Consider the following 20,676-nt stretch of genomic DNA (forward strand, 5'->3'; position numbering starts at 1 on the left):
GAGAATGAATGGCATCAACTAGTAATGTTAAGCATCGTATTGCTTCAACTAAAAAGACCCATCAAATTACGACTGCAATGGAAATGGTTCAAACTGCGAAGTTAAACCAAATCCAAAAGAAAGCAGTTCAATATGAAGATTACGTCTCACGAGTTAAAGCAGTTGTAGTACATCTATCTAAAAGTCATTTATTAGATCAAGTTAATTCTTCAAGTGATGGTGATAACAAAAAAGGTAAAACAGCCTATTTAGTTATCACATCTGATCGTGGAATGGTTGGTAGTTATAATAGTAATATTATTCGTGGCACAAATGAATTTATTGAAAAAACAACCCCCAATAAAGATGACTATATGGTCTTAGCTGTTGGTGGAAATGGTGCTGACTTCTATAAGAAGCGTGGTGCTAACGTTGCATATGAATATCGGAATGTTTCTGATATTCCTTCCTTTAAAGAGGTTAAGGAAATCGTTACAACTGTTATGAATATGTATAAAAATCATTTGTTTAACAAACTTTATGTTTGTTATAGTCATTTTGTCAACCGAATTTCTTCAGACTTCCGTGCTGAGCAAATGCTTCCAATGGATAGCAGTGCAATGGATAAAGGTAAGAGTGGTGACGTTGAACATCGTGAAGTTACTGCAGAGTATGATGTGGAACCTGATAAGGGTGAAGTATTAGATGTAATTATTCCTCAATATACGGAGGGTTTAATTTTTGGAGCAATTTTGGATGCGAAAACTTCTGAACATGCTCAAAGCTCTCAAGCAATGGGAACGGCTTCCGATAATGCGGAAGATTTGATTCAACAACTACAATTACAATATAACCGAGCTCGGCAAGCTGCCATCACAACAGAAATTACTGAAATTGTTGGTGGTCAGGAAGCCTTGAAGCATTAAGATGGGAGGAATTAACAAGTTATGAAGACTGGTAAAATTATCCAAGTTATTGGACCAGTTATTGACGTTGAATTCCCTAATGACGAAAGCTTACCTGATATTAATACTGCTTTAGATATTAAAATTAGTGATGATCATGTATTAGTTACCGAAGTTATGTTGGAATTAGGTGACGGTATTGTTAGAACCATTGCCATGGACGGAACTGATGGTTTACGTCGTGGAATGGATGTTGTCAATACTGGTGCGCCAATTTCAGTACCTGTTGGTAGAGATACACTTGGTCGTGTTTTCAATGTCTTAGGGGACCCAATTGATGGTGGTCCTGACTTTGGTCCAGATGCAGAACGTTGGCCAATTCACCGTTCAGCACCAGCTTACGATGAATTGAGCAACTCTACTGAAGTTCTAGAAACTGGGATCAAAGTTATTGACTTACTGGCACCTTATATTCGTGGTGGTAAGGTTGGATTATTCGGTGGTGCCGGTGTTGGTAAAACCGTTTTAATTCAAGAATTAATTCATAACATTGCCCAAGGTCATAACGGTATTTCCGTCTTCACCGGTGTTGGTGAACGGACCCGTGAAGGTAATGATATGTACTTTGAAATGAAAGACTCTGGAGTTTTGAAACAAACAGCCCTAGTCTATGGTCAAATGAACGAACCACCTGGTGCACGTATGCGGGTTGCATTGACTGGTTTAACTATTGCTGAATACTTCCGTGATGCAGCTAAGCAAGACGTTTTGTTATTTATTGATAACATTTATCGTTATACTCAAGCTGGACAAGAAGTTTCTGCATTGTTAGGCCGTATCCCATCTGCAGTTGGTTATCAACCAACGTTAGCTACTGAAATGGGTCAACTCCAAGAACGTATCGCTTCTACTAAGAATGGTGCGATTACATCGATTCAAGCCGTTTATGTTCCTGCCGATGATTATACCGACCCTGCTCCAGCTACTACTTTTGCGCACTTAGATGCAACCACTAACTTGACTCGTTCTTTGACTCAACAAGGTATTTACCCTGCTGTGGATCCATTGGCTTCTACATCAACTGCCTTAACTCCAGAAATCGTTGGTCAAAAACACTATGAAGTTGCAAATAAAGTTCAACAAGTATTACAAAGATACCGTGAACTTCAAGATATCATCTCTATCTTAGGTATGGATGAATTATCTGATGAAGAAAAGACGATTGTTAACCGTGCTCGTCGTATTCAATTCTTCTTATCTCAAAGCTTTAGTGTTGCTGAACAATTTACTGGGTTACCTGGTAAGTATGTTAAAGTTGAAGACACTATCAATAGTTTCGAAGGTATTTTAGATGGTAAGTATGATAACTTACCTGAAGATGCATTTAGAAACTGTGGTGGTATTGAAGACGTTGTTGCTAATGCTAAAAAGATGGAGCAAAAAGCAAATTAAGGAGGGGTTCTAATTGGCTGATAGCAAATCAGAATTGACCGTTAGTATCGTTACTCCTGATGGTACGGTTTATAACCAAGATGATGTTCGTTTACTTATTCTTCATACGAAGGGTGGTCAAATGGGTATCATGGCTAATCATGTCCCTGTTATTGCATCTTTAAATGTTGATGCTGCTAAAGTTGAAAAAAAAGATGGTTCAACTGATATTATTGCCGTTAATGGTGGTTTTGTTGAATTTTCTGATAATATTGCAACAATTGTTGCGGATAGTGCGGAATTACCTCAAAATATTGATGTTGATCGTGCTGCCCGTGCCAAAGAGCGTGCTCAACAAACAATTAACAAGGCGAAAGAAAAGCATGATGCTGATGAAATGGATCGTGCTCAAGTTTCACTTCAACGGGCAATTAACCGAATTAATGTTGCTAAAAAATAAATTCATTAAGAGTGATGTAAAGATATTAATATCTTTGCATCACTCTTTTTTTTAATGTTATAATTAATCTTATTGTAATTAATATTATTACAATATGAATAAATTTAAATTAAAGATAATAACATTAAAAAACAAAGGAAATTTATTATGAATAGTACTGGGATTATTGCTTTGCTAACGTTATTTAGTCATTTATTTTTCATTCTAATCGCTTTTAACGTTATCCAAAATATCCATTTAGAAAAACATTTGAAAATGTATTACGTTCAAGGTAAAATGTTGATCGTTTTGCTTTCCATTGCTTTAGGATATTTATGTAGTTCTTTTTTCTTAAGTATTATTAATAGTATTATTGATCTGCAATTCTTGCTAAAGTAGATTCTAGGAGGTTTTGATATTGCAAGAAATCGTTGTTGAAAGTGGAAACCGTCTTAAAGGTGAAGTTGAAATTGAAGGAGCTAAAAATGCAGTTTTACCTATTTTAGCTGCTACTATCTTAGGTGAAAAGGGTGAAACAGTTTTAGATAATGTCCCTTTATTATCTGATGTTCATATGATGAATGAAGTTTTGAAGTTTTTGAATGTTGATTTAGATTTTGATGAAACAAGTAACAGAATCGTTATCGATGCTTCACACAAATTATCATATGAAGCACCATTAGAATATGTGTCAAAAATGAGAGCTTCTATCGTTGTGATGGGACCATTATTAGCAAGATTAGGTCATGCTAAAGTTGCATTACCTGGTGGTTGTGCGATTGGTTCTAGACCTATTGACTTACATTTAAAGGGTTTTGAAGCACTGGGTGCTGAGATTACTCAAAATAACGGTAACATTGAAGCAATTGCTAAAAATGGATTACATGGTGCAAATATCTATCTTGATTTTCCAAGTGTTGGAGCTACACAAAATATAGTTATGGCTGCCACAATGGCTGAAGGAACAACTGTAATTAGAAATGTTGCAAGAGAACCTGAAATTGTTGATTTAGTAACTGTTTTAAATCAAATGGGGGCTAAAATCACTGGTGCTGGAACTGATACGATTAAAGTGATTGGGGTTTCTCATATGCACGGTTGTCAACATTCGATCGTTCAGGACAGAATAGAAGCAGGGACTTTTATGATTGCTGCTGCGGCAACCAATGGAGACGTGCTTGTTAAAAATGCGATTCCTGAACATAACTTACCATTGATAGCTAAGATGCGTGAAATGGGAGTAACAGTTAATATTAGCGAAGCTGGAATTAGAGTGATTGGAACGGATCATTTAAAACCTGTTGACGTTAAGACTCTTCCCTATCCTGGTTTTCCAACTGATATGCAACCTCAAATGACGGTTCTTCAACTCTTAGCAAATGGGAGTAGTACGATTACTGAAACCGTTTTTGAAAATCGATTTATGCATTTAGCAGAATTAGGTAGAATGAACGCTAAATATGATATAAATGGCCGAACTGCTATTTTAGAGGGACCAACTCAATTTAGTGGAGCTGAAGTTGCGGCAACTGACCTAAGAGCTGGAGCTGCTTTAGTAATTGCAGGTTTAGTAGCAAAGGGAATTACTCAAGTTCGTAATCTTCAATATGTTGATCGTGGTTATTATAATTTGCACGGTAAATTGGCTAAATTAGGAGCCACAATTAAAAGAGTTGATGTGATGGATAAAGAAAGCATCAATTTAGATGAAGTTAAGGATTTGCAAGAATAATAGTAAAAACACGGGAAAGAAATTTGCTTTCCCATTTTTGTGTTTTAAATATGGTATAATTGAAAGAGAAATAAGTATTGATCAGGAGGAAACACTGATGGCAAAAGATATTGGCATCGATTTAGGAACAGCAAATGTCCTAATTTATGTAGCAGGAAAGGGAATCGTTTTAAATGAACCTTCCGTTGTCGCTGTTGACGTTAGAAATGATAAGGTTTTAGCTGTGGGGACTGAAGCTTACCGAATGGTAGGTAGAACTCCAAGTAACATTAGAGCTATTCGTCCGTTAAAGAATGGGGTTATTTCAGACTTTGATGTGACTGAGGAAATGCTTTCATACTTTATCAATAAGTTAAATGTTAAGGGATTCATGTCCAAACCTAAAATTATGATTTGTGCGCCTACTAATATTACGAATATTGAAAGAAAAGCAATTATCCAAGCTGCTGAAAAATCAGGTGGTGGAAAAGTTTATCTTGAAGCTGAACCCAAGGTGGCTGCAATTGGTGCAGGAATGAACATTTTTCAACCCCGTGGTAATATGGTTATTGACATGGGTGGCGGAACTAGTGATATTGCAGTTCTATCATTAGGTGACATTGTTGCTAGTAAGTCAATTCGGGTTGCTGGTGACCACATGAATGCGGATATTGTTGCATACATTAAAGAAAAACATAATCTCTTAATTGGTGAACACTCCGCTGAAAAGATTAAAATTAAGATTGGTAGTGCCAAGGAAGTTCCTGCTGATCAAGTTCAAAAAATGACAGTTCGTGGTCGTGATGCTGTTAGTGGGATGCCTCGCTCAATTGAAATTGATAGTAATGAAATTGTCGATGCTCTTAAAGACACTGTTAACCAAATTATTGCTGCTGCTAAGAGTGTGATTGAAGTAATTCCACCAGAATTAGCTTCTGATATTGTTGATCGTGGAATTATGTTAACAGGTGGGGGAGCACTCCTTAAAAATATTGATCAAAAAATTTCTGATGAACTTACGGTTCCAGTTATTATTTCTGAAAATCCATTGGATAATGTTGCTAAGGGTGCAGGAGCATTATTAGAACATATCACAAAAGATAATACGAAGTCCAAGAAAGAATAAAATGTTTTTGAAGTCGATAATGATTGGATTTATCCATTTTTATCAGCGATTTATATCACCCATATTACCTAAGAGTTGTCGATACTATCCAACTTGTTCTCAATACATGGTTAAAGCGTTACATCGCCATGGAGTGGTTAAAGGTTTAATAATGGGAATTGCCCGAATCGTTCGGTGTAATCCTTTTGTTCATGGAGGATATGATCCAGTTCCACGTTATTTTACGATTTTTAGGAATAAAAAAGCTGAGAATCGCTATCGTCATTTAATGAAATTAGGTAGCCGAAACTAATCGGCTACCTTTTTTAAGGAGGTTGAGTTTTTGAGCAATAATAATGAAGTTGAAGTTCAATTGATTTCTAAAACTGATCGACATGGTAATGAAATTGAAGAGTTAAAAATCGGTAAAAAGTTTGTCGGTGAAATTAAAGAAGTTAATGATAAGTTGACAGCCGAATCTTGGCGTAACAACTCTTATCATGTTAAAGATGTCAATGAAGGCGTTCAATTACTGTTGAGCGAATATAATTTACACAAATAATAAATAATGAAGATAAGGGGGCTCCCCATGAGTAGTAAACCGGAAAGTAGTATTGAAGACGTTGATAATCGAATTGATTGGGGAATTATTTTCTGTGTTTTAATGTTAGCATTGGTTGGATTAGCTTCTATTTATGTAGCAGTCGTCCACGATAATAGTAACGCTAGTGTTCTGTCCAAAGTATTACCTCAATTAGTATGGTATGTGATTGGGGCAGTTGCAATCTTTGTTATTATGCAATTTGATTCCGAACAATTATGGAGATTAGCCCCTATTGCTTACGGAGTAGGAATATTTTTGCTTGTCGCAGTCCTGTTCTTTTACAGTCGTGCTTATGCAGTCCAAACTGGTGCTAAGAACTGGTTTGCAATTGGGCCATTCACATTTCAACCTTCAGAAGTTATGAAACCAGCATATATTTTAATGTTATCTAAAATTTGTGTTGAACATAATAGCTCAGTTCAACATAATGTTCATAATGATTTTGTACTATTGGGAAAGTTGATTTTATGGACATTACCAATCATCATTTTAATGAAATTACAAAATGATTTTGGAACAATTTTAGTTTTCGTTGCAATTTTAGCCGGAATTATTATTTTATCTGGAATCACGTGGAAAATACTAGCACCATTGTATGGTGGAGTTGCAGCACTAGGAGCAACTGCTTTAGTGTTGGTTGCCACTACGGCTGGGCGAAATATTTTGACCCATTTAGGATTTCAATCGTATCAATTTCAACGAATTGATACTTGGTTAAATCCCTCAGGTGATACATCAAATCAAAGTTATCAACTTTGGCAAAGTATTAAAGCTGTTGGTTCAGGTGGAATGACTGGGACTGGTTTTAACGTTTCTCATGTTTATGTTCCAGTGCGAGAATCTGATATGATTTTCTCAGTAATTGGAGAAAACTTTGGATTTGTTGGTGGATGTTTATTGATCTTTTTATATTTCTTATTAATCTATCAAATGATTCGAGTAACGTTTCAGACAAGAAATGTTTTTTATGCCTATATTTCTACTGGTGTTATTATGATGATTTTATTCCACGTTTTTGAAAATATTGGAATGAGTATCGGATTATTACCATTGACTGGGATTCCATTACCATTTATTAGTCAGGGAGGTTCATCTTTGATTGGTAATATGATGGGAATTGGATTAATTATGTCAATGCAATATCATAATCATAGTGATATGTTTAGCCGTGACGATAAAGGCTTTTCATAATAATAAAGTCCTCTTTGAGGGCTTTTTTTAATTGCTTTTATGAATTATTTTTGATATAGTTAGTTACACCATTAACTAACTGGATAAATACTGGAAGTGATATGAATGCATTTTGATTTTAATAGTGCAAAACCAATATTCTTACAAGTTGCTGAGCAAATTACAGAAGCTATTTTTATTGGTGATTTTAAAGAACAAGAACAGATTCCATCAACAACTGAAATTTCAAAACAATTTAAAATCAATCCAGCAACGGTTTTAAAAGGAATGAACATTTGTGTTGATAATGGGTTACTAGAAAAACATCGTGGATTAGGAACTTTCGTTACAGCTGATGCTCAAGAAAAAATTAAAAAGCAACGACGAAATTCTTTTTATGATCATTATGTTGTTAATCTAGTTAATGAAGCGTTGAAATTGGATTTATCATTACCTGATTTAATTAAATTAGTAGAACGGGGGTATCACGATGACAACATTAAAGGTTGATCATTTGAGTAAAAGATTCCATAAAAAATTAGTTTTAAATAATATTAGTGTCCAGTTCAAAACTCCGGGCATTTATGGTTTATTAGGCCGAAATGGGGCTGGGAAATCTACTTTATTGAATCTAATTACGAACCGTTTATTCAGTGAAACTGGAACGATTAAAATTGATGATCAAGATGTAAAAGAAAATCCACAGGCTTTGTCACAAATTTTTTTAATGAATGGCGATGATTTGTATCCTGATACAATTAAAATCAAGAAATTATTTAATCTCAGTGAAAAAATATATGGTTCTTTTGATCATAATTTAGCTCAAAGATTAATCAAACGATTTAAGTTAGATGTAAATAAAAAATTGAAAGCTTTATCAACCGGATATAAACAAATTGTTGAGATTATAATTGCTTTTTGCATTCCTGTTGAATTTGTTTTGTTAGATGAACCAATTTCAGGATTAGATGCAAATAATCGATCTATTTTCTATGAAGAAATGATTCAAACTTATATTGATCGGCCTCGTTGTTTTGTAATCTCGACGCATTTGATAGGTGAAATTGAACAAATGTTAAATCAAATTGTTATGATAAATAATCATAAAGTTATTATTAATTCGGATGCAGATGTGGTTAGAAATAATTGTCATACTGTTTCTGGTCCGAAAGAGGATGTTGATAAGTATGTTGATGGATTGAATGTCATTGGTGAGGAACGACTAGGCAATACAATTACAAAGTATGTCTATGGAAAATTAGATAATGATAAGATTTTGCCTGATACTGTTCATCTGGGTTCAATGAGTATCCAAAAGATGTTTATCGAAACTACGAAGGGAGAAGAAGCGGATGAATAAAGCTTTTTTTAAACATGTGTTAAAAGATGGTTTTCTTATTCTCCTTTTTATGGAAATAGGAATTTTTGTTGTATCTGAATTAATTCCACTATTAATCAATCTATTTTCTGGTAATCGAATTACTTTTAACATGTTTATTAACAATAGTAATGAAATGCTGAGTATAATGGGACCGTTCATAATATTTTATATTCTGATCATGCATGATCCTCAATTTAAACTAGGCATTCAATTTAGTTTAAGTCGAAAAGAAATCTGGAAATCACAAATTATAAGTTATGTTTGGTTGGCGACTTTCTTAACGATGATATCAGAAATTGTAAATTTTGGAGTTTACTTACCAATGAAAAAAACAGGATTAATTAATAGTATTTATTATAATTTTTATAATGGGTATTTCCATAATGCGATTTTCAATGGCATTTTGAATGTAATTGTAACTTTTCTCTTAATAATTACAAATGCTTTTTTCTGGACTATGTTTATAACATTTCTAGGATTGTTCGTTCGTTGGTTTAGAAAGTGGCTAATGGCAATTGGAGTTGTTGCTATTATTATGTTAATAGTTGGCTTTAGTTATTTATTAGTTCATTTTGGACTTGTTTTATCAATCTTTGGAACGATGTTTAGTTGGATTTGTTATGCATTAGGAATTTCGTATAAAACCGCTGATGGCAGTGGAATGATCAATTTTGCAACTTCTAGTACAACTAATCATATTACATTTTCATCAGTTGGAAATCCCATTCATTTGATAATTACTTTATTGATAATTAATTTAATAATGTTGTTATTGAGTCGTTACTTTAATGATCATATTCAAATCAAAAACCTGTTAAAATAAATTCAATTTAAAATTTAAAAAAATAAACGTCTATTTAAGGACGTTTTTTTATTTGTGGTCTTTTTCAATTTAATAATGTGATATAATAAGGTTTCGAGAAATATTAAAAGAACGGATGGTTAAAAAATGGCAGATAAATTACATGTTGCATTAGTATTTGGTGGTAATTCTTCAGAACATGATGTTTCAAAGCGTTCTGCACATAACATTTATGATGCAATGGATAAAAGTAAGTATGATGTTAGCCTCTTCTTAATGACTAAAAACGGATACTTACTTAGTAATGAAGATTCACATCGTGTTTTTGATGGAGAAGATGAAGACACTGTTGCTAAACAAGCAATGGCAAATGTTGATTCACACGATGTTTTAGCTAACATTAGTAATTTAAGAAGTGTGAAGGATATTGATGTCTTTTTCCCAACGATTCATGGGAACTTGGGTGAAGATGGAACGATTCAAGGATTGTTTAGATTACTTCAAAAACCATATGTTGGAAGTGGTATTCTTGAATCTGCAATGTCTTACGATAAAGATATTACTAAAAAAATGATGAATTTATATGGAATTCAAAATACTAAATATGTATTATTAACTCCGGACAATGAAAAAGATTGGTCTTATGATAAACTAGCTAAAAAATTAAGCAAACATATCTTCTTAAAACCTGCTAATCAGGGTTCATCTGTTGGAATTCATAAGGTTACAAATGAAGCTGAATATAAAGCTAGTTTAGCTGATGCTTTTAAATATGACTACAAAGTTTTAGCTGAAGAATCAATTGATAATCCTGATGAAGTAGAAATTTCAATTTTAGGAAACGAGCATCCAATTGCTTCTAAGTTAGGGAATATTGAAGTTCCTAAGGATGATGCTTTTTATACTTATGATAATAAATTTGTTGATGCTAGTGCTGTTAAGTTTAATATTCCAGTTGATTTACCAGAAGAATTGACTCAAGAAATTACTAAAATGGGATTGGACGCATATAAGGCTCTCGGACTTAAAGGAATGGCAAGAATCGATTTCTTAGTATCTCAAGATGGTAAACCATATTTAGGAGAAGTTAATACACTTCCTGGATTTACTAACATTAGTTTATATCCTCAATTGTGGAATGCATCTGGAATTAGTTATACTGAATTAATTGATAAGCTAATTGATTTAGCGATCAAAGAGTTTGATCGGAAGAAAGCAATTCATCATGATTTTATTCCATTAGATAAATAGAAAATTAATGTTATTTACGTAATTATGGATAGACCATAATTAGGAGTGACAAAATTGAATTTAAAAAGATGTCATTGGGTAAATGATGATCCTAGAATGATTGAGTACCATGATAAAGAATGGGGAACTCCTTGTTTTGATGAACAAAAGCTTTTTGAATTATTAACATTAGAAATTTTTCAGGCGGGATTGTCGTGGTCAACGATATTAAAATATCGTAGTGGTATCCGTAAAGCATTTGATAATTTTGATTATCATCTAGTATCAAAATTTGATCAACAAAAGATTAGTGAATTAATTAATAATGCAAACATAATTCAAAATAAAGCTAAAATCATCGCTACGGTTGCAAATGCAAAAGCAATATTGATTCTACATGATAATGATAAAAGTTTGAGTAAAACATTATGGAAGCATGTAAACTATATACCTTTAAATCATTTAAATTTAGGAGTTAATAACGATGATTACTCTAAATTCATTAAGCCATTTGTTCATGATCTTAAATTGAATAATTTTAAACGAGTTGGTCCAGTGACGGTCTATTCGTTACTTCAAGCCGCTGGAATTGTTAATGATCACGAAATTGATTGTTTTAGATATTCTGCTTTAATTAAAGAAAATGATAATTTACCGAAAGGAATCGAAAAATGAGCCTAAAAGAATCTCCCGTTAAGATAATGGGAAATTTAATTCGCAAAAAACGACTTCACGATAAACTGTCTCAAAAAGAACTTGCTGAGAATATTTGCTCACAAGGAACAATTAGTAGAATAGAAAAATATAATAGATGTCCTAATTTTCAGGTTATGAATTTAATTTGTTAACGATTAAATTTAAATCCATATAATATGTGTGAAGAAGATAATGCTTTATATCATAAAAGAGATATTTTATCTCAGATTGAAAATGACATTTTAAATAATTCCTATACTCCTGCTTCGCAAGAAATAATGAACATTAATGTTTGTCAATATGATAAATCGGAAGACATCACTAGATATTATTGTTATAAAGGGTTACTAGCTTTACATTTATATCAAGATTATAGTGAAGCTTTGCGATTGCTAACGTTAGTGATTAGTCGTTCACTATCACAACCATCAATTTATGCTGTATGGGCGAATGTAGGATTAAATTTGACCGCTTTCAAAATGAAGTCAAATACAGCATCTTTTGAATTAGTTGAGGAATCGTTACGTCAATTAGAATGTCTAAGTTATGAAATGATTAATTTACCATTAATCACCAGAGTTTATGTTGATATAATGATGGTATCGACTGAATATGAAGAATATCAATTAGTGGTAAACGTTGGGAATAAGATTATCAAATATTTACTTGAACGAAAATCCAGTTGTAATATGGCCATGATTCAATATTTAATGGGCAAAGCTTATTATTTTCTAAATCTTTTGGATAAGGCCTATCCGTGTTTTGAAAAAGCAAAGTGGGTCGCAATCGTATATAATAACAAGAATGTATCCGAATTAATCAATACTGAAATTAAACAATTGATTGAATAAAAAAGACTAGCCATTTTGGCTAGTCTTTTTGAGTTAAAAATTAATGCTTCTTATTTTTATCCTTTTTGAATGAAACTGGTTTATTATCTAAATCTGTTCTTACAATCATAGTATCGCAAGGAGCAAATTTAATAACATATTCAGTAACTGATCCAAGAACTAATCTTTGAATAGCACTTAAACCAGTAGCTCCCATAATAATTAAATCGCTTTGGTATTGTTCAGGGGCTTTTTTACAGATAATTGTTTTTGGCGCACCGTATTCAATTGAATAATCAATATCGTTGAGTTTCTTTTGATTTGCTTCTTGAACATATTTTTCCAATGTTGCTTTGGCATTTGCAGTTGCTTCATCTAGCATCGAACTATCAAAACTAGAAATGTTTTGAAAAGCTCTAGTGTCGATAACATGAAGTAAGTGAATAGAAGCATGGTTACTAAGGGCAATTTTAATGCTTTTTTCAAATGCTAATTTTGCAGATTTGGATCCATCAATTGGAACTAATATGTTTTGGTAATTTCCTAACATTGTATCACCTCATTAATTAATTTTACTACAGATAAATTTTAAAACCAGATTAAAGCTATTTTGGGAAGAATTTAACAATCGTTAATTGAAATACCATAATCAACATACAACTAATGAATAATATCCCAGAAATAAAAATCATATTTTGTATAAAAAGACTAATAAAAGAGCAACAGCCCATTAAAATAAATAGAACACCAAATTTTTTAAAAATACTTGATTGGAGTGCATCAGTTTCGGGCTTAAAAAATAAAAAGTTAATTTTTTGGTGTTTCATAAGATAGAATCCAATTATGATTAAAAATAAACTGAATAAAGCTAATAGGATGTTTAAAATCATTTCTTTTTCCTTCCTTGTTTTTGAGCTTTTTGAATTCGCTCATATTGGGACCCAAAAGCTGTTTCGTATCTACCATTTGTTTTAGGATGATAATATTGAGCATCTCGAATAGCATCTGGTAAATATTGTTGGGGTGTCCAATCATTAGGATAATCATGAGGATATTTGTAATCATTTCCGTGACCTAACTTATGAGCACCACTATAATGAGCATCCTTTAAGTGATCTGGAATTGGGCCATAATGATTATTCTTGATGTCACTAAGTGCGGCATCGATTGCTAACATTCCAGAGTTTGATTTTGGTGAAATACATAATTCGATAATAACGTCCGCGATAGGAATGCGTGCTTCTGGTAATCCTAATCTATCGGCGGCAGTGACGGCTTCAACCGTTCTAGCACAAACGCTTGGATTAGCCATTCCAATATCTTCATATGCGATTACGATCAAGCGCCGAGTTAATGAAACTAAATCACCAGCCTCTATTAGACGAGCTGCATAGTGAAGGGCCGCATTTGTGTCTGATCCGCGAATTGATTTTTGAAAAGCAGACATAACATCATAATGATTGTCACCATTTTTATCAGCATCAAGAGATTGTTTTTGCATACAATCTTCCATATCTTTTAATGTAATATGAATGCTATTTTGATTATCGGCTGAAAGAGCCGCTAACTCTAAAGCATTTAGGGCACTTCTCAGATCACCGTTAGTTCCATTACATAGGAGATGCATTGCGTCATCATCGATACTTAAGTTTAAGTTACCCAGCCCTTCCTTTTTATCATGAATTGCTCTTTCAATGGCAATTTTAATATCATTAGGTGATAGGGGATGGACCTGAAAGATTTGGGTCCGACTTCTAATTGCAGGACTGATATTAATATACGGATTTTCCGTTGTGGCCCCAATTAAAATAATTTGACCACTTTCAACAAGCGGTAACAAGAAGTCTTGTTTAGTTTTATCTAGGCGATGAATTTCATCTAGTAATAGGACAACGGTACCACTCATTTTGCCTTCTTCGGCAACAATTTGTAAATCTTTTTTTGAATCAGTCGCAGCATTTAATTTTCTAAATGCATATTTTGTAGAACCAGCGATGGCTCTAGCAATACTAGTTTTACCGGTACCAGGGGGACCATATAAAATCATTGAAGATAGTCTTTTAGCCTTAACCATTCTATTAATAATCTTTCCAGGACCAATTAATTCTGATTGGCCAACAACATCTTCTAGTTTTTTAGGTCGCATTCGATATGCTAAAGGCGAATGCATTTAAACACCTTCTTTAAAATAATTTTTTTAATTTTGTTAGGAATGATGATTTCTGCTTATTTTTTTGATTTGAAGGATTAGATTGGGCTAAGTTACTGTATTTTTGATCCCAATCAATCGGGGATTGATTGATCGATTGTTTAGCAGCATAAACAACCCCATAACTTTCAGGATCATCCCTGTAAAATGAATCGGTTTTAATTGTAAATTGAATATTATTTTGATTTGCAATTTGCATATAAGGACCAAGTAGGTCTTGATTAACTTGTCCATTAGTAATTAATTGTAATCCAGGATTCTTGCTAACTTCTTGTTTAAAAGCGTCAATTGCCTTAGGGTTATTTAAATCTTTAATTTTAATAGCAAAAGAAACTCGTTCCCTAAAAGTTCCTAAATATTTTCGTTGTTCATCGGGATTTATTTTAGGAGTTCCATAATTTGATTGTTCTAAACGATCATTTACTGATCCATTATTATCACTCATAGTCTATTAACCTCACTTTAGTTTTATAGTTTAATAATATAACAAAAAAGATGCTTCGCAAAAGCGAAACACCTTTTAAAGTAAACTTTAATTGATTTATTAAAGTTTGTTGTAGTATTCAACGATAAGGGAAGTATCGATGTCTGCACTCATTTCATCTGGTTGAGGAAGACGATCTAAAGTACCTTCAAGCTTATCAGCATTGAAACTAACGTATGCTGGACGACCAACAACAGCTTCAACGGCATCTTTAATAATTTGTAAGTCTTTGGATTTTTCACGAACACCAATAACTTGACCAATCTTTACTTCATAAGATGGAATATCAACACGCTTACCATCAACAGTAATGTGGCCATGGTTAACTAATTGACGTGCTTGACGACGAGTAGTTGCTAAACCTAAACGGTAAACAACATTGTCTAAACGACGTTCTAGTAAACCAACAAAGTTATCACCGTGACGACCTTCTTTGATCTTACCGGCACGATCGAATAAGTTAGAGAATTGACGTTCAGTCATACCATACATGTAACGTAATTTTTGCTTTTCACGTAATTGAGTACCATATTCTGAAAGCTTTGAACGACGACCTTGACCATGAACACCTGGAGCGTATGGACGACGTTCTAATTCTTTACCAGTACCTGATAAAGAAATACCTAAACGACGAGAGATTCTCCAACTTGGACCTGTATATCTTGACATTAAAAATTCCTCCAATTAATTGTTTGGAGTAAAATAATCGTTTTACATACTTAGTATTCGTGCATATTGCTTTGTAACTTTCACCCCTACAGCAGAAGGGTTACTAATTTCACTTATCAAAACGCATCAATATGTTGACGAGCTTACCGTATGTCGCTGCATTATTTTACACAAGCTTCATCTTACCTACTATTTAAAGGCTTGTCAAGATTTTTCATAAGGTTTTTAGCAAAATCTTCCAATAATTTCTGGTCTTGTTCACTAAATCTGTTTTTTAATGGTGAGTCTAAATCTAATACGCCACCAATGCTCCCATCAGTATGAATAAGAGGGACTACTAATTCTGATTGACTATCACTATCACAGGCAATATGATCTTTCACTGTATGGACATCAGCAATTCTTTGGGTTGATTTGCTTTTTAATGCATGTCCACAAACGCCATTACCGTTTTTTATGTGGACACAAGCAACTTTTCCTTGAAATGGACCTAAAATAAGTTCATCTTTTTGAAGTAAGTATCTGTAAAAACCGGCCCAGTTTAAATCGGGAAGAGTTTGCATAATTAATGCAGAAGCATTAGCTAAATTAGCAAGGGGGTCTTGTTCTTCTTTAATGAGAGCATTTAATTGCTTAATTAAAATTTCATTAGTCATTTTTACACCTGATTTCTTAAATTGTTTATGCGGCAATAACTATCTTATGATATAATTTTAACAATAACATGTTTAAATATGTGGCTTTATCTTAATCCTTACATATTATTAATTTAGTGAAAATAATAAAATTAGAGTTCAAAGGTTGGGATCATCAAATGACAGAAGTTCTTGTCAGCATTATAATAATAATAGGTTTATTTTATTTAGTAACGACATTGTATCAAAGATACATACTAAAAAAAACTAATCAAATTGGAGCTAGTTTTAATAAGATAAAAGAAATTCAGATTAGTAAAGATTTGGAACATGCTTCAAAATTAAGCCTTACCGGAGAATCATTAAAGCAATTTCAAAGTTGTCGAAAAGAGTATGATGACATTAAAAAACAAAATTTTGAAGAAATCCAATCACGGATAGAGTCAATTAAAAAAGACGTTCGTAGCTTAAATGTTTTTAAAACGAATCATAATAATAAAATTCTTGCTGCTGTTGTTAATGAAACGGGGAATCAAGTTGTTACAATTAAAAAAGAATTGGAGCAACTTCATGATCAAAGTCAACAACAAAAAAAAGCAGTTGAGAATTTAAAAGAAAAATATAAGTCGATGAAGAAGACCTTACTTGCTAAGAATTATTTATATGGTGATGCAAGTCAAAAACTTGATATTACTTTAAGTCAGGATGAAAAACTACTTAATAAATTCGCTAAAACCGTTAAAGCTGGCGATCACGAAACTGCTGACAATATTTTAGTTGACTTGAATGATAAAACGTCATTACTGAGTCGTTTAATTGAAGAAATTCCACCCTTATATAAAAACTTTACAAAAGAATTTGTAAATCAAGTTAATGAAATTAAAAAAGGGCATGCTGAAATGCTCAGTAACGGATATAATTTTCCCGATGATAACTTTGATAATAATATTAAATACATTCAAAAACAGATCAATAAAAGTTTAGATTTATTGAAGATCCTTGATTTAGATAAGGCTCGTAATGGTAATCATCAAGTTAATATGATGATTGAACAATTATATGATGAAATGGAATTAGAGCTTAATTCCAAAAAAACGGTTGAAGAAAACACTAATATTGTTAATGCGTACATTAAGCACGCGTTAAATCAAAATGATGCTTTGGATGAAGAATTAACACAATTGAGTCAGAACTATAATCTTAATCACCATGAGATGGAAGATGCTCGTCAGTTAAAAGAACAGATCAAAATGATTGATAGCACAAATCAAAAAGATTTGACAATGATCAAAGATAAAGAAGCGGTTTATTCGATCGTGAAAACGCATCAAGAAAAAGCTAAACGTGATTTGAGCCAGATTGAAGCGGAACAACGAAAAATAAATGATTCAGTTTCTGATCTAACGAAGGAAGAAGAAGAAGCTAGGATAACGATTCAAAAGTATGATTTAATGCTTCATGGAATGAATCGTCAAATTGAAAATTTAAATTTACCAGGGATTTCTGATAATTATTTGGATAACTACGACCAAGTTGATACTGAAATTACTAAATTATTCAAGAGTATGAATCAAGAAAAAATTAGTATGGATGATATTAACAAGCAACTAGAAATCATTCAGCGTGATATTGATAAATTAAATGAGGAAACTAATTCGTTGGTTGACAATGCCATTTTAGCAGAGGAAGTTATTCAGTATTCTAACCGTTATCGGATGACAAATCCACAAATTGAATTAGCAAGTAGTAAAGCAATGAAATTATTTAGCGAAGACTATGATTATGCTCAGAGCTTATCGGTTATATCAACAGCACTAGAAAAAGTTGAACCTGGTGCACTACAAAGAATTTCAAATGCCTATCATTCTAATAATCATTAATTATAAAAGAATCGAATCTATTAACGGATTCGATTCTTTTCTGTTATAATGAATGAGATTGATTATTACGACATAGATTTTATTTAAGAGGTTTAGAAATGATTTATTTTGATAATAGTGCTACAACAAAAGTTGACTCATCAGTATTAGATACTTACAACAAAGTAAGTGAAAACTTTTGGGGAAATCCTTCTAGTCTTCATAACTTTGGAGAACAAGCTGATCATTTGCTTGAACAATCACGAAAACAGATTGCGGATTTATTAAATGTTCATCCTGATGAAATTTACTTTACAAGTGGTGGGACTGAAAGTGATAATTGGGTCGTTAAGGGAACGGTGTTAGCTAAAAGAAAATTTGGTAAACACATTATAACGACGGCTGTTGAACATCCTGCAATTCATAATTCTGTAGAACAAATGAAGCAATTAGGCTGTGATGTTACCTATTTACCAGTTGATAAAGAGGGACGGATTTCTGTAACTGATTTAAAAAATGCAATTCGCCCGGATACAATTTTAGTTTCGATTATGGCCGTTAACAACGAAATTGGTGCGATTCAACCAATTGATGAAGTTGCCGAGCTTTTAAAGAAGTATCCTAAAATTCATTATCATATCGATGCGGTCCAAGGAATTGGAAAGGGAATTCAAGATAAGATTTTTAATGATCGAGTTGACTTTGTTTCTCTTTCTGGGCATAAGTTTCACGCCACACGCGGAATTGGTTTACTTTATAAGCGCCGCGGACGTCAAATTTCACCACTAATGACTGGTGGTGGTCAAGAAAAGAACCAACGAAGTGGGACCGAAAATTTACCTTCGATTGCTGGAATGGCTAAAGCTTTGCGGATTCTATTGGATAATGAAAAACAAAAAGACGCTAACCAATTGAAAGTTAAGGAAACGATTTTAAATCATATTCAACAATTTGAAAAAGTGACAGTCTTTTCACCAGTGAATGCCCATTTTGCACCTCACATTTTATGTTTTGCAATTAAAGGGGTTCGTGGGGAAACAATCGTTCATGCTTTTGAGAGTCATGGAATCTACATCTCAACTACAAGTGCTTGTTCCTCAAAGGAACACGTACCTTCAACAACATTAACATCAATGAACGTTGATTCGGATACTTGTGGCAGTGCAGTTCGAGTTTCTTTAGATGAACATAATACTGTTGAAGAAGCTGAAAAATTTAATCAAGTTTTTGATCAATTATATGAACAATTTGATAAATTAAGTTAAGGAGTGAAAAGAATGCAGTACACCGAAATTATGGTGCGTTATGGTGAATTATCTACCAAGGGAAAAAATCGAAAAACATTCATTCAACAACTTGGTAAAAACATTCGTCATGTATTACATGATTTACCGAAGGCTCATGTGAACCCCCAGCGAGATCGGTTACATGTTGAACTTAATGGTGAAGATTATAATAAGGCGATTGAGAGTTTAAAAAAAGTTTTTGGAATTGAAACGTTATCACCTTCAATTAAGTTACCTTCTGATATCCAAGAGGCAAAGAAGACCGCATTGAAAATGGTGCAAGAACAATATGAACCAGGGAAAACATTTAAAATTCATACTGTTCGTCAAGATAAGGAATTTCCTCTAGATACTTATGGTGTTAATAATGCCTTAGGTAGTTACATTTTTGAAAATGTTGATGGGATTAAAGTTCAAATGAAGAATCCAGATATTGAGATTCGCTGTGAAGTGCGGATGAATGGAATCTTTTTGTCAAGTGAAACCATCAAGGGAATTGGTGGATTACCAGTTGGAACCGGTGGTCGTGCAACAATGATGCTTTCTGGAGGAATTGATTCTCCAGTTGCAACCTACATGGCGATGAAACGTGGTGTTCAAGTGGATATGATTCATTTCTTCAGTCCACCATATACTAGTCAACAAGCTTTAGCTAAGGCGAAAGAGTTAACGGCTCGTGTAGCAAAGTTCGGTGGAAATATCCAATTTATTGAGGTTCCTTTTACTAAGATTCAAGAAGAAATTAAAGAAAAGGTTCCTGAGGGTTATTTGATGACGATTCAACGTCGAATGATGTTAAGACTTGCGGCTGCAATTACGCTTCAAAGAAATTGTAAAGGAGTCTTCACTGGTGAATCATTAGGACAGGTTGCGTCCCAAACGTTGGAAAGTATGATGGCGATCAATGATGTTACTACTTTACCCGTTCTTCGTCCGTTACTATCAATGGATAAAACAGAAATCATTAAAATTGCCCGTCAAATTGATACTTACGATCTTTCAATCTTACCATTTGAAGATTGCTGTACTGTTTTTACCCCACCTGCTCCAAAAACAAAACCAAATTTGGAAAAGTCGCGTGAATACGAAAAACGAATTGACGTTGATGGATTAATGAAAGCAGCAATTGATGGGATTAAAATTTCTAACATTAAACCTGGGGATGAGTATCTTAACCCAGAACAAGATGTTTTTTCTGAATTACTTTAAATTTTTAAAATATATCATTGACGATTAAAATAAAATTGATTA

At 33.1% G+C, this 20,676-nt stretch carries 24 protein-coding genes; 19 read left to right on the forward strand and 5 right to left on the reverse strand.

Annotation, left to right across the window (positions count from 1 at the left end; genetic code table 11):
• Positions 1 to 8 precede the first annotated feature (8 nt).
• From AC3B6G_RS05500 to AC3B6G_RS05575, 16 genes are all read left to right on the forward strand, one after another.
• The gene (locus AC3B6G_RS05500) at positions 9 to 905 is read left to right on the forward strand and encodes a F0F1 ATP synthase subunit gamma (protein WP_489849396.1); all 897 of its coding nucleotides are present in this window, start codon (positions 9 to 11) and stop codon (positions 903 to 905) included.
• A gap of 21 nt (positions 906 to 926) precedes the next feature.
• Entirely contained in the window at positions 927 to 2,336 is a 1,410-nt protein-coding gene (atpD, locus tag AC3B6G_RS05505) for a F0F1 ATP synthase subunit beta (RefSeq protein ID WP_489849397.1), read from the forward strand.
• Between the two features lie 13 nt (positions 2,337 to 2,349).
• A complete protein-coding gene (locus AC3B6G_RS05510) occupies positions 2,350 to 2,775 on the forward strand; it encodes a F0F1 ATP synthase subunit epsilon (protein WP_489849398.1) in 426 nt (141 codons plus the stop codon).
• Between the two features lie 147 nt (positions 2,776 to 2,922).
• Positions 2,923 to 3,153 carry a DUF1146 family protein gene (locus AC3B6G_RS05515; RefSeq protein WP_489849399.1) on the forward strand — a complete coding sequence of 77 codons (231 nt, stop codon included), beginning with the start codon at positions 2,923 to 2,925 and terminating at the stop codon, positions 3,151 to 3,153.
• 19 nt (positions 3,154 to 3,172) lie between these two features.
• A complete protein-coding gene (murA, locus tag AC3B6G_RS05520; RefSeq protein WP_489849400.1) occupies positions 3,173 to 4,486 on the forward strand; it encodes a UDP-N-acetylglucosamine 1-carboxyvinyltransferase in 1,314 nt (437 codons plus the stop codon).
• 97 nt (positions 4,487 to 4,583) lie between these two features.
• A complete protein-coding gene (locus AC3B6G_RS05525) occupies positions 4,584 to 5,591 on the forward strand; it encodes a rod shape-determining protein (protein WP_489849401.1) in 1,008 nt (335 codons plus the stop codon).
• A gap of 7 nt (positions 5,592 to 5,598) precedes the next feature.
• Positions 5,599 to 5,883: a membrane protein insertion efficiency factor YidD gene (gene yidD / locus AC3B6G_RS05530; RefSeq protein WP_489849579.1), complete on the forward strand. Its 285-nt coding sequence runs from the start codon at positions 5,599 to 5,601 to the stop codon at positions 5,881 to 5,883.
• Positions 5,884 to 5,913: 30 nt separating this feature from the next.
• Entirely contained in the window at positions 5,914 to 6,132 is a 219-nt protein-coding gene (locus tag AC3B6G_RS05535) for a DUF2969 family protein (RefSeq protein WP_489849402.1), read from the forward strand.
• Between the two features lie 27 nt (positions 6,133 to 6,159).
• Positions 6,160 to 7,365, forward strand: a complete 1,206-nt coding sequence (locus AC3B6G_RS05540; RefSeq protein ID WP_489849403.1) for an FtsW/RodA/SpoVE family cell cycle protein — start codon at positions 6,160 to 6,162, stop codon at positions 7,363 to 7,365.
• Between the two features lie 105 nt (positions 7,366 to 7,470).
• Positions 7,471 to 7,854 (forward strand): GntR family transcriptional regulator, encoded by a 384-nt coding sequence (locus AC3B6G_RS05545; protein WP_489849404.1) that lies wholly within the window; start codon positions 7,471 to 7,473, stop codon positions 7,852 to 7,854.
• Positions 7,835 to 8,704: an ATP-binding cassette domain-containing protein gene (locus tag AC3B6G_RS05550; protein WP_489849405.1), complete on the forward strand. Its 870-nt coding sequence runs from the start codon at positions 7,835 to 7,837 to the stop codon at positions 8,702 to 8,704. The genes AC3B6G_RS05545 and AC3B6G_RS05550 overlap by 20 nt, the downstream gene beginning before the upstream one ends.
• Positions 8,697 to 9,548 (forward strand): hypothetical protein, encoded by an 852-nt coding sequence (locus AC3B6G_RS05555; RefSeq protein WP_489849406.1) that lies wholly within the window; start codon positions 8,697 to 8,699, stop codon positions 9,546 to 9,548. The genes AC3B6G_RS05550 and AC3B6G_RS05555 overlap by 8 nt, the downstream gene beginning before the upstream one ends.
• 126 nt (positions 9,549 to 9,674) lie before the next feature.
• Positions 9,675 to 10,778: a D-alanine--D-alanine ligase family protein gene (locus tag AC3B6G_RS05560; RefSeq protein WP_489849407.1), complete on the forward strand. Its 1,104-nt coding sequence runs from the start codon at positions 9,675 to 9,677 to the stop codon at positions 10,776 to 10,778.
• A 54-nt stretch (positions 10,779 to 10,832) separates the two neighbouring features.
• Positions 10,833 to 11,432, forward strand: coding sequence for a DNA-3-methyladenine glycosylase I (locus AC3B6G_RS05565; RefSeq protein WP_489849408.1), 600 nt, complete (start codon positions 10,833 to 10,835; stop codon positions 11,430 to 11,432).
• Between the two features lie 26 nt (positions 11,433 to 11,458).
• Positions 11,459 to 11,605 carry a helix-turn-helix transcriptional regulator gene (locus AC3B6G_RS05570; protein ID WP_489849580.1) on the forward strand — a complete coding sequence of 49 codons (147 nt, stop codon included), beginning with the start codon at positions 11,459 to 11,461 and terminating at the stop codon, positions 11,603 to 11,605.
• A 24-nt stretch (positions 11,606 to 11,629) separates the two neighbouring features.
• Positions 11,630 to 12,304 (forward strand): hypothetical protein, encoded by a 675-nt coding sequence (locus tag AC3B6G_RS05575; protein WP_489849409.1) that lies wholly within the window; start codon positions 11,630 to 11,632, stop codon positions 12,302 to 12,304.
• 40 nt (positions 12,305 to 12,344) lie between these two features.
• On the opposite strand, the gene AC3B6G_RS05580 is transcribed toward AC3B6G_RS05575, so the two are convergent.
• From AC3B6G_RS05580 to AC3B6G_RS05600, 5 genes are all read right to left on the reverse strand, one after another.
• Positions 12,345 to 12,833 (reverse strand): universal stress protein, encoded by a 489-nt coding sequence (locus AC3B6G_RS05580; RefSeq protein WP_489849410.1) that lies wholly within the window; start codon positions 12,831 to 12,833, stop codon positions 12,345 to 12,347.
• A 336-nt stretch (positions 12,834 to 13,169) separates the two neighbouring features.
• A complete protein-coding gene (locus AC3B6G_RS05585) occupies positions 13,170 to 14,453 on the reverse strand; it encodes a replication-associated recombination protein A (RefSeq protein WP_489849411.1) in 1,284 nt (427 codons plus the stop codon).
• A gap of 13 nt (positions 14,454 to 14,466) precedes the next feature.
• On the reverse strand, positions 14,467 to 14,937 hold the full coding sequence (locus AC3B6G_RS05590; protein WP_489849412.1) for a YueI family protein: 471 nt from the start codon (positions 14,935 to 14,937) through the stop codon (positions 14,467 to 14,469).
• 99 nt (positions 14,938 to 15,036) lie between these two features.
• The gene (gene rpsD / locus AC3B6G_RS05595) at positions 15,037 to 15,645 is read right to left on the reverse strand and encodes a 30S ribosomal protein S4 (protein ID WP_489849413.1); all 609 of its coding nucleotides are present in this window, start codon (positions 15,643 to 15,645) and stop codon (positions 15,037 to 15,039) included.
• 182 nt (positions 15,646 to 15,827) lie between these two features.
• Entirely contained in the window at positions 15,828 to 16,301 is a 474-nt protein-coding gene (locus tag AC3B6G_RS05600) for a GAF domain-containing protein (RefSeq protein WP_489849414.1), read from the reverse strand.
• Between the two features lie 158 nt (positions 16,302 to 16,459).
• Between AC3B6G_RS05600 and ezrA the strand changes: the two genes are divergently transcribed.
• The 3 genes from ezrA to thiI all read left to right on the forward strand — a co-directional run bounded on the left by ezrA (position 16,460) and on the right by thiI (position 20,634).
• Positions 16,460 to 18,160 (forward strand): septation ring formation regulator EzrA, encoded by a 1,701-nt coding sequence (ezrA, locus tag AC3B6G_RS05605; protein WP_489849415.1) that lies wholly within the window; start codon positions 16,460 to 16,462, stop codon positions 18,158 to 18,160.
• Between the two features lie 98 nt (positions 18,161 to 18,258).
• On the forward strand, positions 18,259 to 19,404 hold the full coding sequence (locus AC3B6G_RS05610; protein WP_489849416.1) for a cysteine desulfurase family protein: 1,146 nt from the start codon (positions 18,259 to 18,261) through the stop codon (positions 19,402 to 19,404).
• 12 nt (positions 19,405 to 19,416) lie between these two features.
• Entirely contained in the window at positions 19,417 to 20,634 is a 1,218-nt protein-coding gene (gene thiI / locus AC3B6G_RS05615) for a tRNA uracil 4-sulfurtransferase ThiI (RefSeq protein ID WP_489849417.1), read from the forward strand.
• Positions 20,635 to 20,676: the final 42 nt, after the last annotated feature.

This window comes from Nicoliella sp. ESL1149, from assembly GCF_058107265.1.